At 34.9% G+C, this 22,657-nt stretch carries 30 protein-coding genes; 21 read left to right on the top strand and 9 right to left on the bottom strand.

Going from position 1 to position 22,657, the window contains the following annotated elements:
* A complete protein-coding gene (locus RMB03_RS12580) occupies positions 1–2,211 on the bottom strand; it encodes a TonB-dependent siderophore receptor (RefSeq protein WP_311076467.1) in 2,211 nt (736 codons plus the stop codon).
* Positions 2,212–2,354: 143 nt separating this feature from the next.
* The gene (locus tag RMB03_RS12585; RefSeq protein ID WP_311076468.1) at positions 2,355–3,770 is read right to left on the bottom strand and encodes a PLP-dependent aminotransferase family protein; all 1,416 of its coding nucleotides are present in this window, start codon (positions 3,768–3,770) and stop codon (positions 2,355–2,357) included.
* Positions 3,771–3,911: 141 nt separating this feature from the next.
* Between RMB03_RS12585 and RMB03_RS12590 the strand changes: the two genes are divergently transcribed.
* Positions 3,912–4,286, top strand: coding sequence for a cupin domain-containing protein (locus RMB03_RS12590; protein WP_311076470.1), 375 nt, complete (start codon positions 3,912–3,914; stop codon positions 4,284–4,286).
* A gap of 23 nt (positions 4,287–4,309) precedes the next feature.
* Entirely contained in the window at positions 4,310–4,759 is a 450-nt protein-coding gene (locus tag RMB03_RS12595; RefSeq protein ID WP_311076471.1) for a carboxymuconolactone decarboxylase family protein, read from the top strand.
* Between the two features lie 33 nt (positions 4,760–4,792).
* On the opposite strand, the gene RMB03_RS12600 is transcribed toward RMB03_RS12595, so the two are convergent.
* Positions 4,793–5,314 carry a hypothetical protein gene (locus RMB03_RS12600; RefSeq protein ID WP_311076473.1) on the bottom strand — a complete coding sequence of 174 codons (522 nt, stop codon included), beginning with the start codon at positions 5,312–5,314 and terminating at the stop codon, positions 4,793–4,795.
* 311 nt (positions 5,315–5,625) lie between these two features.
* Here RMB03_RS12600 and RMB03_RS12605 point away from each other — a divergent pair, with 311 nt between their 5' ends.
* The 5 genes from RMB03_RS12605 to RMB03_RS12625 all read left to right on the top strand — a co-directional run bounded on the left by RMB03_RS12605 (position 5,626) and on the right by RMB03_RS12625 (position 8,115).
* Positions 5,626–5,850 carry a hypothetical protein gene (locus tag RMB03_RS12605; protein WP_080027343.1) on the top strand — a complete coding sequence of 75 codons (225 nt, stop codon included), beginning with the start codon at positions 5,626–5,628 and terminating at the stop codon, positions 5,848–5,850.
* A gap of 150 nt (positions 5,851–6,000) precedes the next feature.
* Positions 6,001–6,375, top strand: a complete 375-nt coding sequence (locus RMB03_RS12610; protein WP_311076476.1) for a TonB C-terminal domain-containing protein — start codon at positions 6,001–6,003, stop codon at positions 6,373–6,375.
* Positions 6,376–6,627: 252 nt separating this feature from the next.
* On the top strand, positions 6,628–6,828 hold the full coding sequence (locus RMB03_RS12615) for a hypothetical protein (RefSeq protein WP_198079938.1): 201 nt from the start codon (positions 6,628–6,630) through the stop codon (positions 6,826–6,828).
* A 186-nt stretch (positions 6,829–7,014) separates the two neighbouring features.
* Entirely contained in the window at positions 7,015–7,524 is a 510-nt protein-coding gene (locus RMB03_RS12620; RefSeq protein WP_311076479.1) for a hotdog fold domain-containing protein, read from the top strand.
* 15 nt (positions 7,525–7,539) lie between these two features.
* Positions 7,540–8,115, top strand: a complete 576-nt coding sequence (locus RMB03_RS12625; RefSeq protein ID WP_311076480.1) for a lysozyme — start codon at positions 7,540–7,542, stop codon at positions 8,113–8,115.
* Between the two features lie 86 nt (positions 8,116–8,201).
* On the opposite strand, the gene RMB03_RS12630 is transcribed toward RMB03_RS12625, so the two are convergent.
* On the bottom strand, positions 8,202–8,618 hold the full coding sequence (locus tag RMB03_RS12630; RefSeq protein ID WP_132070243.1) for a carboxymuconolactone decarboxylase family protein: 417 nt from the start codon (positions 8,616–8,618) through the stop codon (positions 8,202–8,204).
* Positions 8,619–8,729: 111 nt separating this feature from the next.
* Between RMB03_RS12630 and RMB03_RS12635 the strand changes: the two genes are divergently transcribed.
* From RMB03_RS12635 to RMB03_RS12645, 3 genes are all read left to right on the top strand, one after another.
* Positions 8,730–9,044 carry a helix-turn-helix domain-containing protein gene (locus tag RMB03_RS12635; protein WP_005039816.1) on the top strand — a complete coding sequence of 105 codons (315 nt, stop codon included), beginning with the start codon at positions 8,730–8,732 and terminating at the stop codon, positions 9,042–9,044.
* A 520-nt stretch (positions 9,045–9,564) separates the two neighbouring features.
* A complete protein-coding gene (locus RMB03_RS12640; RefSeq protein WP_311076483.1) occupies positions 9,565–9,807 on the top strand; it encodes a hypothetical protein in 243 nt (80 codons plus the stop codon).
* Positions 9,808–9,962: 155 nt separating this feature from the next.
* Complete coding sequence (locus RMB03_RS12645; RefSeq protein WP_132069320.1) at positions 9,963–10,226, top strand: hypothetical protein; 264 nt, start codon at positions 9,963–9,965, stop codon at positions 10,224–10,226.
* Positions 10,227–10,283: 57 nt separating this feature from the next.
* Here RMB03_RS12645 and RMB03_RS12650 read toward each other — a convergent pair whose 3' ends face one another.
* On the bottom strand, positions 10,284–11,138 hold the full coding sequence (locus RMB03_RS12650) for a DMT family transporter (RefSeq protein ID WP_017388153.1): 855 nt from the start codon (positions 11,136–11,138) through the stop codon (positions 10,284–10,286).
* A 235-nt stretch (positions 11,139–11,373) separates the two neighbouring features.
* Between RMB03_RS12650 and RMB03_RS12655 the strand changes: the two genes are divergently transcribed.
* The 5 genes from RMB03_RS12655 (at position 11,374) to RMB03_RS12675 (ending at position 14,081) form a co-directional block, all read left to right on the top strand.
* Positions 11,374–12,243 carry a LysR family transcriptional regulator gene (locus RMB03_RS12655; RefSeq protein WP_017388154.1) on the top strand — a complete coding sequence of 290 codons (870 nt, stop codon included), beginning with the start codon at positions 11,374–11,376 and terminating at the stop codon, positions 12,241–12,243.
* A gap of 152 nt (positions 12,244–12,395) precedes the next feature.
* Positions 12,396–12,527: a hypothetical protein gene (locus RMB03_RS12660; RefSeq protein ID WP_004643213.1), complete on the top strand. Its 132-nt coding sequence runs from the start codon at positions 12,396–12,398 to the stop codon at positions 12,525–12,527.
* A 273-nt stretch (positions 12,528–12,800) separates the two neighbouring features.
* A complete protein-coding gene (locus RMB03_RS12665) occupies positions 12,801–13,088 on the top strand; it encodes a hypothetical protein (protein ID WP_005039828.1) in 288 nt (95 codons plus the stop codon).
* An 89-nt stretch (positions 13,089–13,177) separates the two neighbouring features.
* Positions 13,178–13,609, top strand: coding sequence for an L-alanine exporter AlaE (alaE, locus tag RMB03_RS12670; protein ID WP_198307732.1), 432 nt, complete (start codon positions 13,178–13,180; stop codon positions 13,607–13,609).
* A gap of 109 nt (positions 13,610–13,718) precedes the next feature.
* Positions 13,719–14,081, top strand: coding sequence for a NirD/YgiW/YdeI family stress tolerance protein (locus tag RMB03_RS12675; RefSeq protein WP_311076487.1), 363 nt, complete (start codon positions 13,719–13,721; stop codon positions 14,079–14,081).
* An 87-nt stretch (positions 14,082–14,168) separates the two neighbouring features.
* Here RMB03_RS12675 and RMB03_RS12680 read toward each other — a convergent pair whose 3' ends face one another.
* Positions 14,169–14,675 carry an N-acetyltransferase gene (locus RMB03_RS12680; protein WP_311076488.1) on the bottom strand — a complete coding sequence of 169 codons (507 nt, stop codon included), beginning with the start codon at positions 14,673–14,675 and terminating at the stop codon, positions 14,169–14,171.
* A 391-nt stretch (positions 14,676–15,066) separates the two neighbouring features.
* Here RMB03_RS12680 and RMB03_RS12685 point away from each other — a divergent pair, with 391 nt between their 5' ends.
* On the top strand, positions 15,067–16,179 hold the full coding sequence (locus RMB03_RS12685; protein WP_311076490.1) for an OmpW family outer membrane protein: 1,113 nt from the start codon (positions 15,067–15,069) through the stop codon (positions 16,177–16,179).
* Between the two features lie 177 nt (positions 16,180–16,356).
* Positions 16,357–16,785, top strand: a complete 429-nt coding sequence (locus RMB03_RS12690) for a DNA breaking-rejoining protein (RefSeq protein ID WP_281830905.1) — start codon at positions 16,357–16,359, stop codon at positions 16,783–16,785.
* Positions 16,786–16,852: 67 nt separating this feature from the next.
* Here RMB03_RS12690 and RMB03_RS12695 read toward each other — a convergent pair whose 3' ends face one another.
* Together RMB03_RS12695 and RMB03_RS12700 are read right to left on the bottom strand one after the other, a co-directional pair.
* Positions 16,853–18,439, bottom strand: a complete 1,587-nt coding sequence (locus RMB03_RS12695) for an ATP-binding cassette domain-containing protein (RefSeq protein WP_311076492.1) — start codon at positions 18,437–18,439, stop codon at positions 16,853–16,855.
* Between the two features lie 259 nt (positions 18,440–18,698).
* Entirely contained in the window at positions 18,699–19,142 is a 444-nt protein-coding gene (locus tag RMB03_RS12700; protein WP_056480860.1) for a universal stress protein, read from the bottom strand.
* A 291-nt stretch (positions 19,143–19,433) separates the two neighbouring features.
* Between RMB03_RS12700 and RMB03_RS12705 the strand changes: the two genes are divergently transcribed.
* From RMB03_RS12705 to RMB03_RS12715, 3 genes are all read left to right on the top strand, one after another.
* Positions 19,434–19,661, top strand: a complete 228-nt coding sequence (locus RMB03_RS12705; RefSeq protein WP_311076495.1) for a hypothetical protein — start codon at positions 19,434–19,436, stop codon at positions 19,659–19,661.
* A 176-nt stretch (positions 19,662–19,837) separates the two neighbouring features.
* Positions 19,838–20,011, top strand: a complete 174-nt coding sequence (locus RMB03_RS12710; protein ID WP_311076497.1) for a hypothetical protein — start codon at positions 19,838–19,840, stop codon at positions 20,009–20,011.
* A gap of 268 nt (positions 20,012–20,279) precedes the next feature.
* A complete protein-coding gene (locus tag RMB03_RS12715; RefSeq protein ID WP_311076499.1) occupies positions 20,280–20,723 on the top strand; it encodes an RDD family protein in 444 nt (147 codons plus the stop codon).
* Positions 20,724–20,781: 58 nt separating this feature from the next.
* Here RMB03_RS12715 and RMB03_RS12720 read toward each other — a convergent pair whose 3' ends face one another.
* Positions 20,782–21,957, bottom strand: a complete 1,176-nt coding sequence (locus tag RMB03_RS12720; RefSeq protein WP_311076502.1) for a benzoate/H(+) symporter BenE family transporter — start codon at positions 21,955–21,957, stop codon at positions 20,782–20,784.
* A 186-nt stretch (positions 21,958–22,143) separates the two neighbouring features.
* On the opposite strand from RMB03_RS12720, the gene RMB03_RS12725 reads away from it, so the two are divergent.
* Positions 22,144–22,617, top strand: coding sequence for an Lrp/AsnC family transcriptional regulator (locus RMB03_RS12725; protein ID WP_005046495.1), 474 nt, complete (start codon positions 22,144–22,146; stop codon positions 22,615–22,617).
* Positions 22,618–22,657 lie beyond the last annotated feature (40 nt).

Here is a 22,657-nt window from a genome sequence, read left to right on the forward strand (position 1 = left end):
TTAAAAGTCAAAAGAGGTTTGTAGATAGAAAGTACGTGGTTGCCCTACATACTTACCACCTGTAGAGTCAGTTGAGCGGGTAAAATATTGCTTATCAAAGACATTCTTTATTCCGCCAGCGATTTTTAAACCTTTAACTTGTGAACTTAAGTCATAAGAGGTACGGACCGCAAAAGTGGTATAACCCGGAATATCTCCATATTTACCATCAGCAGTTTCTTCTGTTTGATAGACCGTACTTTTAGGTAGGTCAGGTGAATGTTGCTTAGACTGCGCAAACATATCCGCATTTAAAGACCATTTATCTACTGTGTAACCTAACCCAACATTACCAACATGACGCGAGTAAAACGGTAAGTCTTTATCTTTAAATTTACCTTCTTCAGCTACTGCTTTGGTAAAAGTATAGTTTCCATATACTTTTAAGCCTTCTAACGTGTCTGTTAATTGACCGAAATCATAACTGATACCCGTTTCGACACCTTTATGGCTGGTTGCCCCTAAATCTGTCCAGATTCCGTTATTAGCAGCATCACGTACTAGTGAAAGCTCTTTATCAAAATCTAGGTAGAATACGGTGAATTCGGCATTTAAACCGTTACCTAAATATTTAGTTCCAATTTCGTAGTTATTGGACTTTTCAGGATGTAAGCCATCGGTTGTAGCAGCTGCAAATACTTTTTCATTTTTTTTATCTTCCTCAAGACGTGCCAATTGGCTGTATTGTTGTGGACCAAACGATACACCAGCATTAGCAAATATATTCCAGTTTTCATTTGCCGAGTACACGACAGACAAACTTGGCAAAAATTCATCAGAATCAATTTTTGGATGAACTGTATTTACGAGACCATTTTTGTCATAAACAGAAAAGTTACTATGGGCTTCAATTGATTCGAAACGTACGCCTGGTGTGATGGTCCAACGGCCGAGTTCCATACGGTTGTCGATATATACCGCATGTGCTTTGGTACCACCATCACTGATCGTACGTGGAGCAAAATCTGGAACTGCTTCACCTGAACTATAAGATGCGGTACGCCCAGCAAACTCAGAACTTTCTTCTTTTAAATAGCGATAGCCAACCGTTACTTCATTTTGAGTATTACCTAATTGATAAATACGAGAGTAACGCGGTTCAATTGCATAGACCTTGTAGTCGCGTGGAGAAGAGTCGAGACGCTTTTGTCCACCCTCTACTGTACTTTCAAGATTACTTGTGCGGAAAGAGTCAATGTAGTAAGTCAGAACTTCGAAGTTATTTTTTTCATCTTTATGGTTATAACGTAAAGAGACATCTGTACGTCGACCTGCAAAATAGTTTTTTTCACCAGAAGACTGATAAGGGTTTTCAGCATACTGAGCCTGAGTTAAACCCTCTGGCATTTCGCCTCGACCTTCATAATGATGCAGATTTAAAGCAACTGAATCTTTATCATTAAATTGATAAGCAGACTTTAACATTACATCATCGATATCAATCTTATTATTTGCGTCTCGATACCCATTTCCTTTAGTCCCTGAATATAAGAGGGCAAGGCCTAATCCGTTATCTAAAGTTCCCCCAACAAATAGATTAGGACTGAGTTTTACTTGGTCAGTACCAGATGCATATTCTGAAGTTAAGCTAACAGTTCCACTAAAATCTTGTGGAATTGATCGGGTCGCAAAGTTAATAATTCCGCCTACGTTTTGAGGCCCAAAACGAACTGACCCCGCACCACGTACTACGTCAACAGATTCAATATTACCTATTGAAACAGGCGCTAAAGATAATTGTGGCTGTCCATAAGGAGCAAACGAAAGTGGAACACCATCTACTAAAACTGTTGAGCGTGGTGAAAGACGTGATGCTAGACCACGGACCCCAATATTGAGTGAAACATCACTACCACCTGTTCCGCTGCTATCTTGAGCTTGAACTCCAGGAATTTGCTTTAGGGCTTCTCGAATTGAAGTTGCAGCTGTTTCATCCAAACGTTTGCGGTCAACAATAGTTCGAGCACCAGGGTGTTTGTGAACCGTTTCAGCATTTGCTTCTTCTAACCAGTTACCTTGCGCCTTAATAGTGATGGTTGGTAATGCGCTGGTAGCTGTATCTTCGGCATGTGCTGGAATTGCTAGATAAGTACAAGCAAGTCCGATCGCATAGCTAAGAGTAGAAACTTTGAACTTAAAATTTGGGAGTGAAAGAGCAGATGAGCGTTCCATGTTTATGTATCGAAATCCTAAACGATAATTATAATCATTATAGCGAAAAAGTAACAAAATTTTATAAATTGGTTTATGTTTTTCTCAGAGCTTTAAAACAATTTCTAAAATAAATTGGTGTTAAAAGCAGAATTAAAGAGCTCCTACAACAGGGCTTTTTTCTGTTCGATGATCTCTACTAACTGTTCACATGACTGATTTACTTTTGATAAGGGTGAGGTTGCAACACCTAACATTAAACCTGAAACAGCATTTTTAGGGTCTTGGTACCAAAGTGATAATGGAGAGGGAGCCAGATTGAAAGCTAATGCTTCATTCACAATTTTTTGATCGGATAATGAGGGCGGTAAATTAATGAGTACAGATAAACCAGCAGTATACGTTTGCAGATTAAATCGTTTTAAACACTTAATTAATTCATCACGCTGAGCACTATAAGTTCTTTTTGTTCGTCTTAAATGTCTTAAAAAATGGCCTTCATGCATAAACTCTTGAATTGAAAGTTGTAAAGATGGAGATGGAGCGGGTACTAAAGTAGCTGTCGTTTCTGCAAAGTGATTAATCATGTGAAAAGGCACAACCGCAAATCCAATCCGTAATTTGGGACTGATTGTTTTACTAAAGCTTCCTAAGTGAATAACTCTTCCAGTAGTATCTAATGAAAATAAAGCGGGCGCTGCTCGGCCATCTAATTGTAATTCTCCTAAATAATCATCTTCAATAATCCAGCTTCCATTCTGGTTAGCCCAATCAAGTAACTTTAATCGTCTGGTCAAAGAAAGTGACATTCCTAAAGGTGCTTGCTGTCCCGGGGTGACTAATGCAAGGGAGGCATCCGGTATATTTCTCATTGCGAACTCTACATCTATCCCATCTTTATCAACGGGAATTGGACATATTTCCAGTCTTCCAACTTCAAGCGCATGTTTAGAGAAAGGAAAACCGGGATCTTCAACCCATGCTTTTTTCCCACCTAATCCTAAAACATGTAATGTAAGGCCCAGTCCACCAGAGAAACCAGAAGTGATAAATACTTGGTCAGGAATACATTGAATGCCCCTTGATAGAGCTAAATAAGCCGCAATTTCTCGACGAAGGCCATGTTCACCCCGAGCGTCTGGATAGCTAGGCCATCCACTAGATTCATTACGCACAGATCTTGATCTGATTTTTGAAAATAACTTTGCTGGAAAGATTTCTTTTGAGGGGACGCCTAATTGAAAAATGCCCTGCACAGTTGTCATATCTAAATACATCTGTGTAAACGAACTATTTTTATAGTCATCTTGAGTAGAGGGTGGCTTAACTGCTTGGTAGGCAACACGTGTACCTTGTGATCGGGACGCAATGATAAATTGACCATCGGAAAGTCTTTCATATGCAACCTTTACGGTACCTCTAGAAACACCAAGTTGACTGGCTAAATCGATCCATGAGGGTAAACGATCACCTTGTTGTAGCGTCCCAGAAATAATGGCTTGTTCAATCCCAAGGCGTATTTGTTCGGCTAACGGAGTTTTTAATTTGCGATCTAAATTAATTTTGAGCTGCTGATACATGCGTGGTACAGCCTTTTAATGCATTTTTGGTTCATGAATTTATACTACGGATCTATAAAATAAAAACAACTTCCTATCTTTATGTAGGTTTAATTTGAAATGAAAATAATCAAAAGCAGATTCTTTTTAGGTATAGGTCTAATGCTTGCGAGTATTGCACCATCTATGGCACATGAGCCAGTGGAAAAAGTTACGCCTAATTTTGAACACGTCATTTCTAATATACCGGGCAAGTCTCTTATCGCTTTAGAGGTGGATTATCCGCCTGGTGGAGCTTCTATTCCTCATACTCATGCGAAATCATCTTTTATATATGCCTATGTGGTTGAGGGTAGCATTGAGTCTAAAGTGAATAGTGAGAAGCCAAAAATTTATCAGGCAGGTCAGAGTTGGTTTGAAGATCCAGGAGCAGTTCATTCTATTAGTCGCAATGTAAGTAAGACTAAACCAGCAAAGCTATTGGCAGTATTTGTTGTAGATACTGACGATAAAGAGTTAGTTACCCCGGTAAAATAATTGAAAGTAAACAGGTGTCTATTATGGTTCAACGTATTGATTATAATCAGGTCGCTCCAGCAGGTGTTAAAGCTCTAGCTGGTGTCTATAGCTACGTAATGCAAAGCGGTTTGGCAGCAGAGCTAGTTGAATTGGTTTATCTACGCATATCGCAAATTAATAACTGTGCATATTGTTTGGACATGCATACGAGAGATTTAATTAAAAAAGGCGTAGCAATTGAAAAACTAGCTTTAGTTCAGGCTTGGCAAGAAGGTGGTCATCTATTTGATGAAAGGGATAGAGCTGCTTTAGCTTGGGCTGAGTCAGTAACTAAAGTTTCTACAACCGGAGTACCTGATGATGTTTATCAACTTGCCCATTCTGTATTTGATGAAAAAGAACTGGTTGATTTAACGATAGCTATTAGTTTGATGAATGCATATAACCGTATGGCGATTAGTTTTAGAAATACTCCACAAGCAGCAAAATAATATTCAAAAAGCCCTCTAGCGAGGGCTTTTAACTTATTTAAAAGAAGGTTGGCTTAAGATTTTGTAGACCTTTTCTTTATATACATCATTGGAAATGATGCCTTTATCTCGCTGTTGTTTTAGCGATTTAAACTGCTGACCATGAATTTCTCTTTGAATATTCACATTATCATGATTTCTAATGTAGTAAAGACTACGCTCATGATCACTCATATTTACTGTTTCATCAGTAGAGTAGGACGGCTTAGCTTCATTTTCTTGATACTGTTTCGCAATCTCAAAAAAATCTACATTTTGATGATGAGCGGCAGAATTAGAAAAGTCTTTTGGTTGCCCATTAAATTTATGGTCTTGAGAACTCGTGTTTACTGCAAGCATGCTTTTATGCATATTAAAGTTAGGGTAGCTATATTCTTGTTTCATTTGAAATGTGCTTGTTTCAGAAAATGCTACGGGAGAAAAAAGACTAATATTTAAAAATAAAAAAGTTAATAACAATCTATTCATTTCTTTTGAAGTCCAATTGAAATTGAGTAAATCACTGTATTGTAACATTAAAGTTTAATTTTTAAAGGTTTTTTCTTTAGGGTATTTGATCATCTGGTCAATAATAGGGTGAATCGACAGGTTTGTGTGAAGTTCTATTGAAAGCTTCACACAAAGAATTTTATATAAAATAAAATCTAAAATTCTTCATTTTAGAGTGTTTGTCTATTATCTAATTTTAATATTTGCCCTGTAGCAGATTCTAATTTTTTAAAATGCTTCTTTTAAATTTATTATTAAGATTAACTAAATAGTACAGGTGTGACAATGGGGATTAAATTTGTTAAATTGCGTGGTTTTTATAACAGTGGGCGAAATTTATGAAGACGTTTTTGGTTATATCTTTATTGGGTTTTGGGCTGATTGGCTGTGCTTCATCTACATATAATTCTCAAGAAAATTACTTAAATAAACCTCCAATTGTTCCAGAAAATAAAGCCTTTAATAGTTTTAAAGCACCTGAACATGGAATTTTTACCGATCAAGATATCTATAATATTCCAGAAAATTCAAATATGAATATTCGTTATGAAGTCCCTTTTTAAAGAAAAATAAAACATTAATTTAAACAAAGGTGGAATAAGAACGGCTTACCACCTTTGCTGATTAGGGATATTCAATGATTAATACCACCTTCGGGTAGTTTTTTAAATTTTAAACTGTTAAATTTTAGTTATTGAAAAAAGGTATTTTAAATGAAAAACTTCACTATTATTGCTTCTTTATTTTTATTAGTTGGGTGTACTACTGTTCACAAGCAAGTTACTTCTGCTCAAGTGAATGATAATAAAATTACCTCAGAGGCTGATAAATATAAAAAACAATATCAAAAGAAAATTTATAAAATATGGGATGTTCCAGAGTCTTCTACAGGGATGAGTGCAAGCGTTAAAGTATTTTTAAGTGATAGTGGGGAAATTGAGCAAATCATCTTTTTAGATAAAGAAGAACAAAAATTTAAAACAAGTATTGAAAAAGCGATCTGGCGTGCAAGTCCATTTGCTTTGCCTTCCAACCCAGAAGTAAGAAAACAAGCAAGAAGATTCAATATGAAATTTCAGGCGAAATAAATGAGTTCTTCTTAAAACAGTTGAAAAAACCTTTATGTGCAGTACTGATAGTTTGTGGAAGTAGAGTGAAATAATTATTTACTGTACTTCTATCGCTAGTGAATAAGAATTTAGCAACCGCCTTCTAGGGCGGTTTTTTATCGAAAAATGTATCTTAAAGTGTAGTTACACAAATGATGATTGTTTGGTGTTGAATCTATCCGTTAATTATTTAAGGATGGAATGACACAAGTTAAGTAAAGGATGAATCTCATGATAGATGAAGAAAAACCCTTAAATTTTGACGATGATGAAGAGCCTCTCGATTTTGCCGATGAAGAATTTATCGATGATAAAAAAGAGGATGAGTTATATAACAGCATTACAAAAGATGGCTCAAGCGTAGATCCCGCAGATGATGGTGAGCGACACGTTCGCCCTGAAGATGGCGATCCCATCGAAATCGAACAATAACTCAAAGCCCAATTCAATATTGGGCATTTTTAATAGGTTTGATTTTTTTATCTGAACATTACGATATGCTAGAGGTTATTCAATCATTATCATTAATGACTCAAAAAATTGATACCTAAGCAATGAGTGTAGAGATGTGTACATATATATTTATTGAATGATTTATTCTCGAATTGAAGTAAAACTATGAGTAATTATATTTCTACAATTACCAACAAAATCAAAAATAAAGCAGTTCCACCTGTCAATGATGTTCTGATCGCTTTTAGGACTTTGAAGACCGTACCGGGGGGACTAACGCTATTGTCAAAAGTCGTTAGTCGAGTTGCTCCATATTTTCAGACTGTAAATCCAATTATCCAAAAATTAGATTTAGACGTGTGCGAAGCCTCGATCAAAAAAAATAAATCAATCGAAAATCATATCGGGACGGTACACGTGATTGCGATATGTAATGGGCTGGAATTTGTCATGGGTGTGTTAGCTGAAGCATCTGTGCCTCAACATTTAAGATGGCTACCTAAAGGCATGAGTGTAAATTATGTCGCCAAGGCAGATTCTGATATTAAGTTAGTGGCAACAATTGATGAGGAGTGGAAGGTGGGAGATATGCAAATAAAAGTTAATGCTTATAGAGCGGATGGACAGCCTGTAGTTCAAGGATATATTACGCTTTGGGTTACAGAGAAAAAGTAAATAGCAGGGCATTAAATGCAAAAAATATTGGATTATCTCCGCAAAATTTTTACTCCCAAGCCTCAGCAAGATGCAACAGAGGATCACCTCATTGCTACGGCAACTGATCATGGCGATGAATTGGTAGGTGTTGCTGTTGATGAGATGTCTCTTAGTGTGGAAGGTGTAAACCAAATCTGTAATTTTGAGGGGTTAAAACTCAGTGCCTATGATGATGGTACTGGCGTATGGACTATTGGATATGGCACGACGCGATATCCTAATGGTACGCGTGTAAGTGAAGGAGACCGATGCTCTCTTGAACAAGCTAAAACCTATATGCAGCACGATTTAAAGATATTTGAGCGTGCAGTAAATAGTTCTGTAAAAGTGCCTTTAAAACAGAATCAATTCGATGCACTAGTCTCTCTAACGTATAACATTGGGGTAGGCGCCTTTAAACATTCGACCTTACTCAAAAAGTTAAATTCAGGTGATTACAAAGAAGCAGCAAACCAGTTTGATGTCTGGATAAATGCGGGCGGTAAGCGTTTGCAGGGGCTGGTTAATCGCCGTGCAATGGAAAAGAAATTGTTTTTATCATCAAAGTAGTTGTCTCAATTTTTTATTAGACTTGGTTAAAAAGTCATGAAAAAGCCTCGAATGGTCAGGGCTTTTTCATATGGAAATTGAATGGATTAACTTTTATCCCCTAAGGTGATTCTGAGCCTGTTTAATGCTCCCATGAGTGAAATGCTGGTGGTCAACTCTACAATCTCTCGTTCATTAAAATACTCGGTTAAATGAGCTTTTACAGTTTCAATTTTTTCAGATAAAAAAGTGACGGCCTCTGCGAGTTCTAGAGCAAGAAGTTGCTTCTTTGAAAAGACATTAGAATGTTTGTAGCCCGGAATTTTATCAATGACTTCTTGGCTTACTCCCATATCTCTTAATTCTTGAGCATGAAAAGCGCAGCAGTAAGCACAGCCGTTGATTTGTGACACATATAACTCAGCTAAAGCAACTATTTGAGGATCAATGCCAGAGGTTCGTATCGATGCATGTGCTGAGTACAAATGATTAATCGTTTTTTTAGCAACTTCTTTATATTCCATCATATAGGCCAGTCTTTTTGGTGATAAAAAAATATTATTCATCACTAGGTATAGATTGTAAATTAGGCACTATTTTGTTATATAGGTATATTTTTTATACCTAATTAGACAATGAAAGATAATATTTCTGGCTGTTCTGTAGAAGAGGCAATGACAGTATTGGGTGGTCGTTGGAGAATGTTAATTATTTCATTTCTCATCGAAAGACCTATGCGTTTTAATGAGCTAAGACGGGCAATACCTAATATTTCTCAAAGAATGTTAACCTTAGAGTTACGTTTTCTTGAAGAAGAAGGTTTTATTAACAGAGAAGTTTTTGCGGAAGTTCCTGTTAAAGTTGAGTACTCATTGACGGAAGATGGTAAGAAATTAAACGGTTTAGTTGAGGTGCTAAAAGAAGTTGGCTCTTGGCTAAAAGTAAGATAGTGCAATTTATTTTATAGTTTTATTTACTTTGTTTTAGGTCACGCCGAGATCGTATGTCATCATTTTGGCAGGATCATTTATACAAGTTTTAGGTGTAAAAAAAGCCTGATGCTACGAATCAGGCTTCAGTATTCATCAACAATAGGAGTTGATGAACAAGACCAATCTAACAGACCTGCCCTATAAAGGCAAACCAATGTCCGACCAGACAGTTCAGATAGGCATAATTTTCTCAAATTATAGGCATTAAAAAAGCCCTTGCTCGAAAGCGAAGGGCTTAGTCGTTCATTGATCTAGCAATGAACTATATAAGGCTCATCTCATACTAAGTTCAGTATATCTGAAATTGAAGTAACAAAGAAGAAAACATTCTAAATATCTTCTTCACTCTATTTAAACTCAATTTATTCATTCCTATAGCAACTTACATCTTTGATAAATCAATACACAAAATTTGCACTTTGCATTTTTGAGGACGTGCTATTTGTGTGTAGCGCTAGAGGGAAGCAAGGGAGTAAGGATGAATTTGATTAGATTAGAAGAGCTTTCATTAATGAGTAATGCTGTTTTAACACCCCAATTAAACAATTGGCCGTGTGTACTATCTGGAAATACGGGCGTTGCTTCTTGTAATAAGCATAAGGACAGTTTTTTGGAACAATCTGATAAAAAATTTTATAAAGAATGGCTGAAACAACAAAAGAAAATACTTAAAAGTATTCCGAGTAATGCTGTTTTACTGAGCATGAAAAAACCTATTTAGATTAGACATGAGACAAGTGTATAAAGATATATTACAAGGATGAGCTTTTAACCAAATATACACACTTAAACAATTAGTTGAAAAAAGTTTCCGTAATCTCATCAAATAGCGTGTTAAGTTTTTCTCAATCATAAAAATTTAAAAAGGATTGAAACATGAAATTTTCATATCAAGATCTTGCTGGAAACAACGTTGAAGTGGAGTGTGAAAGTTATATCCATATACCATCAGGAACAGCAATAAAATCTACAGAAGCTGGCAATTATCACCTTACTGAAAACTTCAGATTCTTTAAGAAAACTGAAGCTGATTCTATACCTATCTATCGATTTGCCATTGACCAAAATTTTAATGTTTTTAATAGTGATGAATTACCTGCATTAGCTCAAATCGGCACTGACTGGAAAAAATTGGTTTAAGTTTGTATTCAAAAATAAAACCCTCAACCGAGGGTTACACCCTAAAACCTTTAAGAATTATTTCTTTTTAAATACGAGCATTAAGCCTAGCAAAATTGCAATCATCCCAATTAAACCTGCTAGTGGTAACTTATTTTTTAAAATTAGAAAATCTAAAAGTGCAGTCACGATAGGAACCAGATAGAACAGGCTTGTCACATTTACAATATTGCCCTGACTTAGAAGTCGGTAAAGTAAAAGCTGAGCAACTACAGAAATTAAAATTCCAAGAAATAAGACTGAAATAATCAGTTGTGAATTCCACGTTATTTCAAAATGTTCAAAGGGAACTATAAATAAGCAGACGATAAGACTGATTACATATTGTAGCGGTAAGACATCTGTAGGGGCTTGTTGAATGTTCTTTTGCATTATGGCCCCAAAAGTTATACAGATTAGGGCAGCCAAGGCAAACAGCATACCAATTGGAGCAATAAAAGACAGCGTTAGGCTTTTCCATACTAAAAGAATGAGCCCCGCTAAAGAGATGCATAATCCTAACAGTCTTTCTTTTTGCCAGTTCTTTTCCAGAAGGCAAAGCGTGAGTATGGGCTGTATTCCCATAATTGTTGCCATTAAGCCAGGAGTGACCCCATGGGCCATGGCTTTAAAATAGCAAATTGAATAACCTGCAATAATAAGCAGCCCAGTCAGCAGAACTTGTTTTCGAGTTCCATGTTTGGGTAAAAGTCTTTTTCTAAAAAGAGCAAGTACGAACAGAACAATCAAAGCAGTTGAAAAACGCAGAATTAATAATGCTATGGGCGAGGCATTATCTAACCCCCATCGAGTAAAAATTGCGGCACTACCCCAGAGTAAAACAAAAGCGGATGTTGCACTTTGTGATGCAAGCATCTGTTTATTTAGGCGCATAAAACCTCCTCCTAGTGTGTAATACCTAAGAAATACGAAGTGATAAAATTGTTAGTAAGTGCAGCTATTAATGTGTTGTTCAGTCATTAATCATGTACTGATCTTGGTTAAAATTGTGAATAGGGCAAATAAATCGCTTTGAACTTATTATGATTTCAGTATGGAAGAGAGAATAGGTAAAGAAAAGCGCATAATTCTTTTATATACTATTTGAAAATCGAATAGATAAATTGTAATGACTTTAAAAAACCTACAGATTGATTGGCTGAAGTGTTTTGTCACAGTAGTAGATACAGGCTCATTGTCAAATGCAGCGCCTGAGCTATATCGTTCGCAATCTGCTGTTAGTATGCAATTGAAAAAATTAGAAGAAGCTCTACATTGCCAACTTTTAATACGAACGCATCGACAAATTGAATTAACTTCTCAAGGACAACTACTTTTAGGTTATGCACGCCGTATTCTCGATTTACATGCAGAAGCACAAATGGCATTTCATGGAGATGAATTGAAAGGACGTATACGCCTTGGAGTGCCCGATGACTATGCTGCTAAATATTTAACACCTGTACTTAAGCGTTTTGCACCGCGTTATGGAGGGGTTGAAATCGAATTGATCTGCGAACAATCTACATCTTTAATTCCGCGGGTAGAAAGTGGTGATATAGATTTGGCATTAATTTCGAGAGACAACACTCGTCAAGGAACACTCCTATTTCATGAACCGATGGTATGGGTTGGCTCTCCACAGTTTGAACTCTGGCGAGAAGACCCACTTCCAATTGCAGTTTATGAAAGTACGAGCCAAGCCAAAAAGAGCGCTATTCATTCTTTGGCATTACAAGGGCGCCGTTACCGTGTGGTGTACAACAGTTCAAGTTTGGCTGGTCAGATTGCAGCAGTTGAAAGCGGTTTAGCAATCGCTGTGTTCACACAATGCAGTGCACCTGAGCATTTAACCATATTAGGTGCAGATCATGGACTTGGGCCATTAGAGCCTATGGAGGCTGCTGTTTATCGGAGTAGGTCTTCTTTAGAGTCAAAAGCTGTAGATCATTTATACGAATTACTCATTAAAACGCTCAGACACTCAGTTAACGTTTAATGGTCAAATCTTAAGTTGATATTTAAATGTAAAACTAAAGAGCTTTACATTTTTGCGCTAAATCTACAAAAAAGCTTAGAAACGTATGCTGATCGTAAAACTAATAAAAAGTATTTATTAACTCACTATCTGAACAATTCATGAGGCGAAGTATGACAAAAATTATGGCTACCTTAGGTTTGGCTGCGATTATTTCTTTAAGTGTGAGCGCTTGCCAAGGTGAAAATGATACAAAACAGCAAGATAAAACGACAACACCTCATTCAATGGACAAAGATTCATGATCTATATGAATGCTTAGGCCCATCGTAAGATGGGTTTTTTTATATCTTTTTATTTTTACTCTAAAGTGTGATTTGTAACTCACAATATTTATTTTTAATGTCACTGTTCAAAATATGTTGACTAATATGCTAGGTTTTAAATATATTTAAATCCAACACCAATCATTTTAAATATAACTCTATATTTAAAGTAAATTGGTTCAAATGCCATCAGATCAGAAATTTAACCTTTAAATTTGATTATAAAAATATTAATTAATCAAGGAGGTGGGTATGGACGCTAAATTTCATTCTGAAAATGAATATGGTTTTATTCTAGACATATTGAATACTTATGTTGTGGTAAAGAAGACACTAAAAAATGATCATTATCCTTATGATTCATTTGGTTATCTTCTTGCTCTTTATCAACCCCTAAAAGTCTATATTCCTCAGCTTCCACATCCGAAAATTTATATTGAAATTGGTGGAATTTCATATGACCGAATGATTGTGATGCAAACAACAGATGAGACAGAGGCTATGAATGTTTTATTGGATTTAGGGCAACTTGTTGTTTAACAATTAATTGATATTTTTAGTGCTCAGTTTAATTTACTTAAGAAAAACGCTTTCTTAAGTAAATTAACGATAAAGTTATAGGCTAGAAAATGCTTGTTGGAAGAGAAAACTTAAAGAAATTCTTTGCAGATACATTTGCGATGGTTCTATTTTCGCTAGCCATAGGTACTTTTGTTGAGCTTGTAATTACGGGTCTTACACTTGAACAAACATTTAAAATACGTGCTACCGCAATACCTATTTCTCTAGTGATTGGTCGACCATATGGGTTTTATCGCGATTGGATTTTTAAAAAAATATGGGGAAAACATAAAACAGCTGTACAAAGCTTTTTGCTAGATACACTCGCTAATTTAACGTTCCAAATACCACTATATATTTTAATACTTGCTTTTAATGGAGCAACTTTAGTGCAGGTAGTTACGGCTGTCAGTTCTATTCTTATAATTGTTAGCGTTTCTGGAAGACCCTATGGAATTTTCTTAAATTTTTGCCGCAAATTATTTGGTGTTTTTACATGACATGATTAAAGAAACTCTCTTATAAGATACAAAAAGCCACAAAAGCTAAATCTATAACTTTAAAATAATTTGTTTATATAACTAAGAACATTAAAAGTAGGTCATCGTAATGAAAAAAATATTCTTAGCAATACTCACTGGGTTGGCTTTATTGGGTAGTAATGCGGTATTGGCTAAACCAGATGCTGCCTTATTAAAAGAAGCGACAAAAAATGTAGTCACGGTGTCTAAAGCAAAAACCTTGGCTGATGAGTCTGGTGTTACGTTAACAGGCACTATTGTAAAGCATATTGCTGGTGATCATTTTGAGTTTAAAGATGCAACTGGGTCAATTGTAATTGATATAGATGATGACTTATGGAAGCCTCTACAACTAAAAGCTGGAGATAAAGTACGTGTTGTGGGAGAGGTGGACACACATAGAGTTAAGCCAACTGATATTGAAGTTTTTAAGATTGAGCGTGTTAAATAAAACTAAATCATTTATATAAATATTGCTCAGAGCAAAAAAGAAAACTCCTAAGAACAGGAGTTTTCTTTTTAACGACGTTATTTTTTATTATTGTGTTGCATTAAATGCCTCATGATAGTGTACGTTTCCTTTAGGAATATTGCCTGAAAAACTTAAGGCTTGGAAATATTCACTTGGCACATCTGGCAAAATTAGCTCAGGATATGTTTTAAAACCAAATCTGCTGTAATAATTGGGATCACCCAGTAAAACACATCCTTCTGCGCCTAACTTTTTTAATTTATCTAGTGATTTATTCATCAGAAGCGAGCCAATACCAAGCCCCTGTTTATTTGGATGAACAGAAATAGGACCTAAACCATACCAACCCATTTCCCCTGAACTCATTTGAACTGGAGAAATAGCAACATGCCCAATAACAGAACCATCTTCAATCGCGACTAGAGAGATGGTCAATTGTCCGTGGTTTCTTAAACTATTCACAATACAATGTTCTGTATGACTGGTGTGCTCAGCATTTTGAAAAGCTGCTTTCGTTAGTTTTTCTATTGCTTCAACATCCTCATTTCGCTCATCACGAATCGTAATATTCATTAAAATTCTTCCTTATTTATTGACCAATCATACGCTTTAATTTTTTAAATTAAGTTAACTTCTTTAAATTTTGTCGAAATATAGGTAAGGCGTGGAGTTAAATTTCGACCTCAGTTCTATCTAATTGGTTCAATCACAAAAGCATGCGAGTATTAAAATTAGACTATTTAAAACTTTAATGTATTTTACCGATCGTTAAATTATTTATTTGCATAATATTTCCATTTGTCAGAAAAATTAGATAACTATTTCATGTAATTAACAGCATAAATTGATGGGTTTATCTAAATTAATTATATTTTAAAATATACCGATTGATAAAAACGGCAACTTGTCTATATTCCATACATATATTGCAAAATCAGCAATATATTTCTAGGATGGAATAAAAATGAAAAAAATAGTAATAAAAATAGCAATATTGAGTTCATTATCTGTAATAACAAGCATGAGTTATGCGGAAGGATTTAAAAGATTCTCTGTATCTGCTGGTTGGTTACATGTAATGCCCCAAGGTAATGCTAATCCATTTAATATTAATACAGCTGTTAAAAATGGAACTGCAGCTAAAGTCGGTACTATTTCAACCACAAGCTTTTTAAATTCTGTTGATCCGAATGCCACAGAAGTGGATTTAGGAGGAGAAGTCTTTAATCAAAAGGAATTTCTAGAGCTAGCTCTAAAAGATGAATATATGCGAGAGGTTATGCTTGATGCTGATGGCAATATTAAATCTGAAGTTTCCGGTATTGCGACAGTTCGTGGAATAGAAAACTGGCAACAAAATGATGCAGGTCTTGAGGTTGATGATGCAGATACGTTGGGTTTAACCTTTAACTATTATCTTAATGATCATGTGTCTTTACAATTTATTGGCGGAATTCCACCTAAAGTAGATATTAAAGGAAAAGGAGAAATCTTAGCACCGTTAAGTGGAGTCGCAATGTCTCCTAATGACTTGGTGAAATATCTTTTCCCTAATGGGATTGCTTTAGGTCAAGCGATTCCAATTACCAACCTAGGGAATAAATCTAAAGCTGCATCTATTCGAGCATGGACACCAACGATAGAAGCACAATATCAGTTTGGTAAAAGTGGGGTAAATAAGTTTAGACCCTATATTGGAGCTGGTTTAATGTATGCCCATTTTAATGATATTAAACTCAATGACGGGATTCGGTCTGATTTAGTCTCCGCAGGCCATATGATTCAGAATGTGTTAGATGGCAAAGCAGGAGCAGCTTTAGACCGAAAAGAATCCAGTGGAAAGATGGTTGTGAATGTTGATGCTGATGACGCTATAGCACCCATTTTTACTGCCGGTTTTACTTATGATTTTAATGATTCATGGTATACGGTTGCGTCTGTATCTTATGCAAAGTTGAGTAATAAAGCCCAAATTGATGTAGTTAATCAAAACACGGGAACTCGCTTAATTCATGCGACAACAAAAGTTGATATTGATCCATTGATAACCTATTTAGGGGTAGGCTATCGGTTCTAAAATTTTAACTATTTAAATGGAGTATCTCAAAGAGAAAGTAAAACTGGAACTTTGAGATATTTAATTTGTTATTCGTTATAAAAAATAGCTATAACTAATGAAACTTATACATAAAGTAAAATTATATAAAAATTATTCTTTATATAATTATTTGAAAATAATTTTGAGGGTTAGAAATTGAAAAAAATCATTAAAAATTTATTACTTTCTACATTGATTTCGACTATCTCTTTATCTGCGTTAGCTAAAAATATTGAGCAAAAAGTTAATTTCTTACAAGGTTCAACCCACCTAACATTAACTGGAAAATTTCAGGGCTATGATGACGTAAAGTATAGAATCTCTGCGAAAAATGGTCAGATTTTAAGATTTAATATTAATAGTCTTGGTAATTTAGCCTATGTCAATATTTTTGCACCAGGTAAAAAACCAGGTAAAGATAATGCATTATTAATTGGCTCAACTGTAGGCTTTAAAGGAGAGCTTACTTTGCCAGTTGATGGCGATTATATTATTCAAGTTTATCAAATGCGTAATAGTGCTCGTAAAAATAAGACGGTGAAATATAGTCTAGATATCGAATTATTAAATAAAGTAAAAAAATAATAATCGATAAAATTTACTAGCTTTCACATGAGAGCCAGTAAATTTGAAGAAATAGTCTGAGTGAAAACTATTCGGCTAACGAAAATGACTCACTTATACCGCAACTTTCAACAAACATTTGATCATGTGAAACTAGTAATACAGCACCTTCATAACTCTGAATGGCACTAGCTAATAATTCTCTCGATTCAATATCTAAATGATTTTCTGGTTCATCTAATAACAGGAGTTCAGGTGTAGGTTTTATCTGGCTAAGCGCTAATAAAGCTACTTTGAGTTTTTCACCACCACTTAGCTGAGATAATAGTTGGATACCTTTATCACCGCGAATTCGCAGTTGACCTAATAAATTTCTCCATTCCAATTCTGAAAGCTCGCTATTCATGTGAGTTAAATTCTCAATAACAGTCATCCCATCACATAAAAAGCTAAAGTTTTGATCTAGATAAAAACACTCTACAAATAATTGAATGCTTTTGTTTGACTGATTTTTCTGTGCATTGATTGCTTTAAGCAGTGTTGACTTTCCGATACCATTTTGACCCGTTATGTGGATTTTTTGGGCGGTATGTACAGCTAAATCTATGGGTTTTTGCGTTCCATATTTCAACTTTAACCCTTTAACCCGAAGAATTTCTCCAGATTTCTTTTGGAAGGTAGGGAAGACAAACTGTTGTGATTTGACGGTTTCAAGATGCATTTTTTTGTCTTTTAAGTCATTTTGGCTATTTGTAATTTGTCGTTGGTGCTGAGACTGTATAGCCGCAATACTTTGACCAGCTTGTTCCTTTTTAAAATCGAGCAAAATTTTGGCTTGAGAATTTGACTCTCTTAATTTATTGCCAGCACGTTCACGTTTCTGAGCTTTCATTAATACTTCATGTTGCTTTTGCTTCATGTGCTTAACTTCACGTTGGTTTTGTTGAACAGATTGTTCTAAAGCCGCAAGGTTAGTTTGATACTGTGCATAAAATTGTTCATAGTTTCCTGTTGTGTGATGTAAGCCATGTTCATTTAAATGATAAATATGGTTTACTTCATTCAACAAAGTTCGGTCATGACTAATAATCAGTGCACCTGCTGGGTGTCTTTTCAAATGATCAATTAACCATTTTCTAGATTCCTGATCTAGATGATTGCTAGGTTCATCAAGAAGTAAGTAGTGATCTGATTTTAAAAATAAACAGCTTAAGGCCAACTTGGTTTTTTGACCTTCACTTAAGTTTTTAATTGGAAAGTCTAAATCAGTGGGTAAATGAGCGGATTCTAAGAGAGTATTCCACAAGGTAGGTAAATCCCATTTACCTTCCAATAAATCATAATCATTGAAACTGGCAACACCTTGTTCAACTCTTTTAAAAGCTTGATAAATATCTAAGATATCTAATGCTTCAGCTATGGTCAGTCCAGTTAACCGATGCAATTGAGGTAAATATGCATGTTTTATATGCCAAGATATTTGTCCAGATGTAAGAATTGAATCTGATTTAAGCGTCTGATTTAACATTTGCATAAGCAAGGATTTGCCCTGACCATTACGGCCAATTAAGGCAGACACCTGATTCGATTCAAGGCTAAAATTGAGTTGTTTAAACATGACTTTAGATGAAAATTCTAAAGTCAGCTGTGATATTACACATGCCTGCTGAGTCATAAAAAACCTCATAAATACAGGATGTACAAAATAGGAAAAAGTAGTTTTAAGCAGAGACGTTAAATCACAAAAAATAGTCTATTTTGCACATCAAAAAAGAAAAAATTGATGGGAAAAAAGACTTACTTCATTGGCGTGACTCACGAAATTGGAAGAATAAGAAGCTATTCTAGCTGGGTTTTTGATTAGTGTAAAATTTATGCAATCTATTTTATTAAAAAACCCAATCGTTGGATTGGGTTCTTTTCATTTAAAAAGTTTATTCTTTTACAACCAATACCTGAATTTTAGTACTGTTTAAAACATCTTGAGCAAAACTACCCAAAATAAGTTTTTGGAAGCCTTTACGACCATGAGAACCAATCACAATCAAGTCTGAACCTAAATCTTCTACAGCTTTTAAGATACCATCTGAAGAAATTTCACCTTGGATAATCTGAGTTTCGGCATCAATACCTTCTTCAGCACATAAAGCTTTTACTTTAGCGAGAGTTTTTTCAGCATTGGCGCGTGCTTCAACAAAATAATCTTTTACAACTGGTGAGATATAGTAGAAATCTACGCCGCTAAAAGGATCTACTGCCACTAAGCTAATAGCGGTTAATCTACTACCAAATGCTTTGGCAATATGAGCTGCTTGTCTTGCTGCTGCTAAAGAAATTTCAGAACCATCGACAGGTACAATAATATGTTGGTAATTCATAATGTTATTCCTCTTATTTACAGTTGTTATATGTATGAAGCATTTATTAATTAAAGATTAACATATTTCATTCTCGGTAAACATCTATTCGACTAAACGAAAGAAAAATTAAATAAAACTATTTTAAATCATTTGCTTATATTTATTCTTGTATTGGTTGTGATGGAGTTTAAGTGCTATTTCTGAATAATTGATAATATTTACATGAAAATTACAAAAAACTACCGTTCATATTTCTGTCATATAGAAACCGTATAACAAAATAGTGAACTAAGGGGGAGAGTGAGGAAGATGGCTGATTTAACAGCAAAGAAAGTCAATAAACTCATTGAAGAGTTTCGTCAAACAGGTAAAGAACCCGAAAAATTAGTCATTGGCTATAAAACGTATGCCAGACTCATGACTGAAGATAAATTTTCAGAGAAAGTTGTTCCGTCGCTTGAAGATTCAAAAGAGCGGTTATATAAAAATTTGAAAATCAAACTTGTGACTGAAAAGCATTACTTTGAAATTAAATAAAAGTTATGTGACCTTCATCACTATCTATTAAACTAAAGTAACACTAAATAAGTTTTATAACATGATTATTGTATGATGATACAAATTAATAGTGTAATGAACATTTGAAAACAGCAATCGTTTATAAACTCGATAGAATAAATTGCTTTTATTTTTAAGTAGTGGAATAAATTGAAATGCCAACACTCAGTGTAATTATATTTTATTTTTTAACTATATTAGGTAGTGTAGCTATTGTTTATGGATTAGTCAGCTTAAGTGTTTTTTTAATTGTTATTGGATTAGCTCTATTATCTGCAGCATTATTATTAAAAAAAGAATTTAAATTAGATATTTTGTTCTGGAAGTAAATAAAATATGTATTTATATTTTTAATTGTCTATAAAACTTTTCAATAGAACTGAAACGAAAATTTTCAGTTCTAAAAATATTAAATTATTTTTTTATGATGAATATTGATGCAATAACGTTTTTTTGATCGAAATTATTACAATAAAATATAAAAGTAGAAAATTTTAAATTTATTTAAGTATTTAAAAATAAAAAAGTTTCATTTAGGATGAAAGTAAAATTGTAAAAGCGTTTGTAGCGATTAAACAATAACAAAGCGAGGTGAGCATGACTTATAAGTATGAGTATGCAGGGTTCTGGTTAAGATTTGGTGCAATGATTATTGATACTCTTATTCTTTTTTTGGCAGTTATTCCTGCGGCATGGATTTTTTATCAAGGGGATTATGATTTAGTCTTTGCCACGGGCTTAAGTATAAAACCACAAAACTATTGGTTCGATTTGATCGTGAACTATGTATTTCCTTTATTGTATTCAGTTTTATGTTGGCTGTATTTTGCAGGTACTCCAGGTAAACGATTGATGCGATTAAAGGTTTTAGATGAAAAAACAGGCAATAAGCTGACAGTCATGCAGAGTATTATTCGATATATTGGCTATATTCCATCAATTTTAGTCTTTGGTATTGGTCTTTTTTGGGTCGCATTTGATGCTAAAAAACAAGGCTGGCATGACAAAATGGCAAAATCAGTTGTAGTAAGAGAGCTATAAGAAATAAGATGAAAAAGCGTTCATAGCATTGAAAAAGGGAGCTATGAACGCTTTTTTATTAACTTTTTTTGACCTTAAATTTAAGTACTAAAAACACAATAAGACCGACAATAAGTCCCCAAAAGGCTGAGCCAATACCAAAAAATTGAATGCCCGAAGCACTGCATAAGAAGGTAAATAATGCAGCTTCACGATCTTCAACCTGAGCAAATGCGATTGCAATGTTGTGGCTGATCGTACCAAATAATGCAATGCCAGCTAAAGCTACAATAAAGATATGTGGAAAAGACATCAGCAAACTTGTCAATGTTGCGGCAAACAAGCCCATTAAAATGTAGAAAAAACCACAGCTCATGCCTGCAATATATCGTTTACTTGGGTCAGGGTGGACTTGATCGTCTAAGCTTACAGCCGCACTAATTGCAGCAATATTTACGCTATAACAACCAAAAGGTGCAAGCACAACTTGGGTTAAACCTGTCCAGCCAATCAGTTGATTAACATGCGGTTTATAGCCATAACTTTTAATCATGGCAATTCCGGGTAAATATTGCGAAGCCATGCTAATCACAAAAAGTGGTAGAGCTAAGCCCAAAAGTGCTGACCAGCTAAATTCCGGACTAATCCAAACAGGTTTAGCCAAAGACCACTGAAGTGAAGGCATATGAAATTCTAAAAAGACAGGGCACAGGGCAATACCCGCAAGTGCTGTGAATACAATGCTATAACGCGGCCATAATCTTTTTGTAATTATATAAATGGCGAGTAAGGATAAAACGAATTCCCAATCATTTTGCAAACTGGCGAATAGGGAAATACCAAATTTAAGTAAAACTCCTGCAAGCATGGCACTGGTTAAGCTTTGCGGAATGTACGAAAGCGCTTTTTGAAATATACCTGAAAAACCTAAAATAGTAGTCAGTAAACCACCTATTAAAAAAGCACCAATCGCTTCATTTAAGCTATAGCCACTGCCTGTTGCCATAATTAAAGCGAGGCCAGCAGTTGACCATGCTGTCGCTACAGGATATTTAAATTTCCAAGAAAGTATGAATCCTGATAAACCAATACCTAAACCTAAAGCCCAAAACCATGAGGTGATTTGCTCGGGTGAAGCTCCTAAAGCTTGAGCCGCCTGAATTACTAAAATGGCCGAAACACTAATACCTATTAAAAAAGTGATAAAGCCAGTAAATACGGCCGGAATTGAAAAATCTTGAAGAATCTTTTGCATAGCTAAATGTTCTAAATCCCTGAAAAATTAATATGTTTCTGTCTTTACTTTCAGCTAGGTAAATCTAACAATTTTTTTTAAGAAGGTGCTTTCTATTTTTTACTTAAAATAGAAATAATATTTTCAAAATATTGAATAATGCTATTATTCCTTTCGTAAATAATACTAAATTTGGGATATTGTTTTATGGATGAACAAACTGAAAATTTGTCACCACTTGAATTGAAAATTATGCGTGCTTTACAAGAAAATGGGCGCTTAAGTAATGCTGAACTGGCCAAACTTGTAGGTATAAGTACTTCTTCTTGTTGGAATCATACACAGCGTCTTTTTAAAATTGGGGCAATTCTAGATGTGCGTGCTCGGATCAATCCGAGCATGGTGCAGCGTGATACGGTAGTACTCGTTGGTGTGGTTTTAGACCGCTCAACGCCTGATAGCTTTCAGGCATTTGAACAAGCATCTGGTGATTTGGAAAATGTTTTGGAATGTTATCTGGTGGCGGGAGAGGTCGATTATTTTTTAAAAATTCGTGTTAAAGATTTAGCTGCTTTTAACCGATTTCATAGTGAAAAAATTATTGCTTTACCGGGGGTAAGACAAGTCAGAACATTTTTTGTGCTCAATGAAGTTAAAACAGATGGCATGCTGGCATTTTAGCAGTTCATTATGTTTTAACTTTATAAATGCAAAACTAGGG

Origin of the sequence: Acinetobacter sp. V91_7 (assembly GCF_031799075.1) — a bacterium.
GTDB lineage: Bacteria > Pseudomonadota > Gammaproteobacteria > Pseudomonadales > Moraxellaceae > Acinetobacter > Acinetobacter calcoaceticus.

Coding starts and splice junctions, on each gene's coding strand:
- RMB03_RS12580 (WP_311076467.1), bottom strand. CDS start 2,211: ATGGAACGCTCATCTGCTCTTTCACTCCCAAATTTTAAGTTCAAAGTT.
- RMB03_RS12585 (WP_311076468.1), bottom strand. CDS start 3,770: ATGTATCAGCAGCTCAAAATTAATTTAGATCGCAAATTAAAAACTCCG.
- RMB03_RS12590 (WP_311076470.1), top strand. CDS start 3,912: ATGCTTGCGAGTATTGCACCATCTATGGCACATGAGCCAGTGGAAAAA.
- RMB03_RS12595 (WP_311076471.1), top strand. CDS start 4,310: ATGGTTCAACGTATTGATTATAATCAGGTCGCTCCAGCAGGTGTTAAA.
- RMB03_RS12600 (WP_311076473.1), bottom strand. CDS start 5,314: ATGTTACAATACAGTGATTTACTCAATTTCAATTGGACTTCAAAAGAA.
- RMB03_RS12605 (WP_080027343.1), top strand. CDS start 5,626: ATGAAGACGTTTTTGGTTATATCTTTATTGGGTTTTGGGCTGATTGGC.
- RMB03_RS12610 (WP_311076476.1), top strand. CDS start 6,001: ATGAAAAACTTCACTATTATTGCTTCTTTATTTTTATTAGTTGGGTGT.
- RMB03_RS12615 (WP_198079938.1), top strand. CDS start 6,628: ATGATAGATGAAGAAAAACCCTTAAATTTTGACGATGATGAAGAGCCT.
- RMB03_RS12620 (WP_311076479.1), top strand. CDS start 7,015: ATGAGTAATTATATTTCTACAATTACCAACAAAATCAAAAATAAAGCA.
- RMB03_RS12625 (WP_311076480.1), top strand. CDS start 7,540: ATGCAAAAAATATTGGATTATCTCCGCAAAATTTTTACTCCCAAGCCT.
- RMB03_RS12630 (WP_132070243.1), bottom strand. CDS start 8,618: ATGGAATATAAAGAAGTTGCTAAAAAAACGATTAATCATTTGTACTCA.
- RMB03_RS12635 (WP_005039816.1), top strand. CDS start 8,730: ATGAAAGATAATATTTCTGGCTGTTCTGTAGAAGAGGCAATGACAGTA.
- RMB03_RS12640 (WP_311076483.1), top strand. CDS start 9,565: ATGAATTTGATTAGATTAGAAGAGCTTTCATTAATGAGTAATGCTGTT.
- RMB03_RS12645 (WP_132069320.1), top strand. CDS start 9,963: ATGAAATTTTCATATCAAGATCTTGCTGGAAACAACGTTGAAGTGGAG.
- RMB03_RS12650 (WP_017388153.1), bottom strand. CDS start 11,138: ATGCGCCTAAATAAACAGATGCTTGCATCACAAAGTGCAACATCCGCT.
- RMB03_RS12655 (WP_017388154.1), top strand. CDS start 11,374: ATGACTTTAAAAAACCTACAGATTGATTGGCTGAAGTGTTTTGTCACA.
- RMB03_RS12660 (WP_004643213.1), top strand. CDS start 12,396: ATGACAAAAATTATGGCTACCTTAGGTTTGGCTGCGATTATTTCTTTA.
- RMB03_RS12665 (WP_005039828.1), top strand. CDS start 12,801: ATGGACGCTAAATTTCATTCTGAAAATGAATATGGTTTTATTCTAGAC.
- alaE (WP_198307732.1), top strand. CDS start 13,178: ATGCTTGTTGGAAGAGAAAACTTAAAGAAATTCTTTGCAGATACATTT.
- RMB03_RS12675 (WP_311076487.1), top strand. CDS start 13,719: ATGAAAAAAATATTCTTAGCAATACTCACTGGGTTGGCTTTATTGGGT.
- RMB03_RS12680 (WP_311076488.1), bottom strand. CDS start 14,675: ATGAATATTACGATTCGTGATGAGCGAAATGAGGATGTTGAAGCAATA.
- RMB03_RS12685 (WP_311076490.1), top strand. CDS start 15,067: ATGAAAAAAATAGTAATAAAAATAGCAATATTGAGTTCATTATCTGTA.
- RMB03_RS12695 (WP_311076492.1), bottom strand. CDS start 18,439: ATGACTCAGCAGGCATGTGTAATATCACAGCTGACTTTAGAATTTTCA.
- RMB03_RS12700 (WP_056480860.1), bottom strand. CDS start 19,142: ATGAATTACCAACATATTATTGTACCTGTCGATGGTTCTGAAATTTCT.
- RMB03_RS12705 (WP_311076495.1), top strand. CDS start 19,434: ATGGCTGATTTAACAGCAAAGAAAGTCAATAAACTCATTGAAGAGTTT.
- RMB03_RS12710 (WP_311076497.1), top strand. CDS start 19,838: ATGCCAACACTCAGTGTAATTATATTTTATTTTTTAACTATATTAGGT.
- RMB03_RS12715 (WP_311076499.1), top strand. CDS start 20,280: ATGACTTATAAGTATGAGTATGCAGGGTTCTGGTTAAGATTTGGTGCA.
- RMB03_RS12720 (WP_311076502.1), bottom strand. CDS start 21,957: ATGCAAAAGATTCTTCAAGATTTTTCAATTCCGGCCGTATTTACTGGC.
- RMB03_RS12725 (WP_005046495.1), top strand. CDS start 22,144: ATGGATGAACAAACTGAAAATTTGTCACCACTTGAATTGAAAATTATG.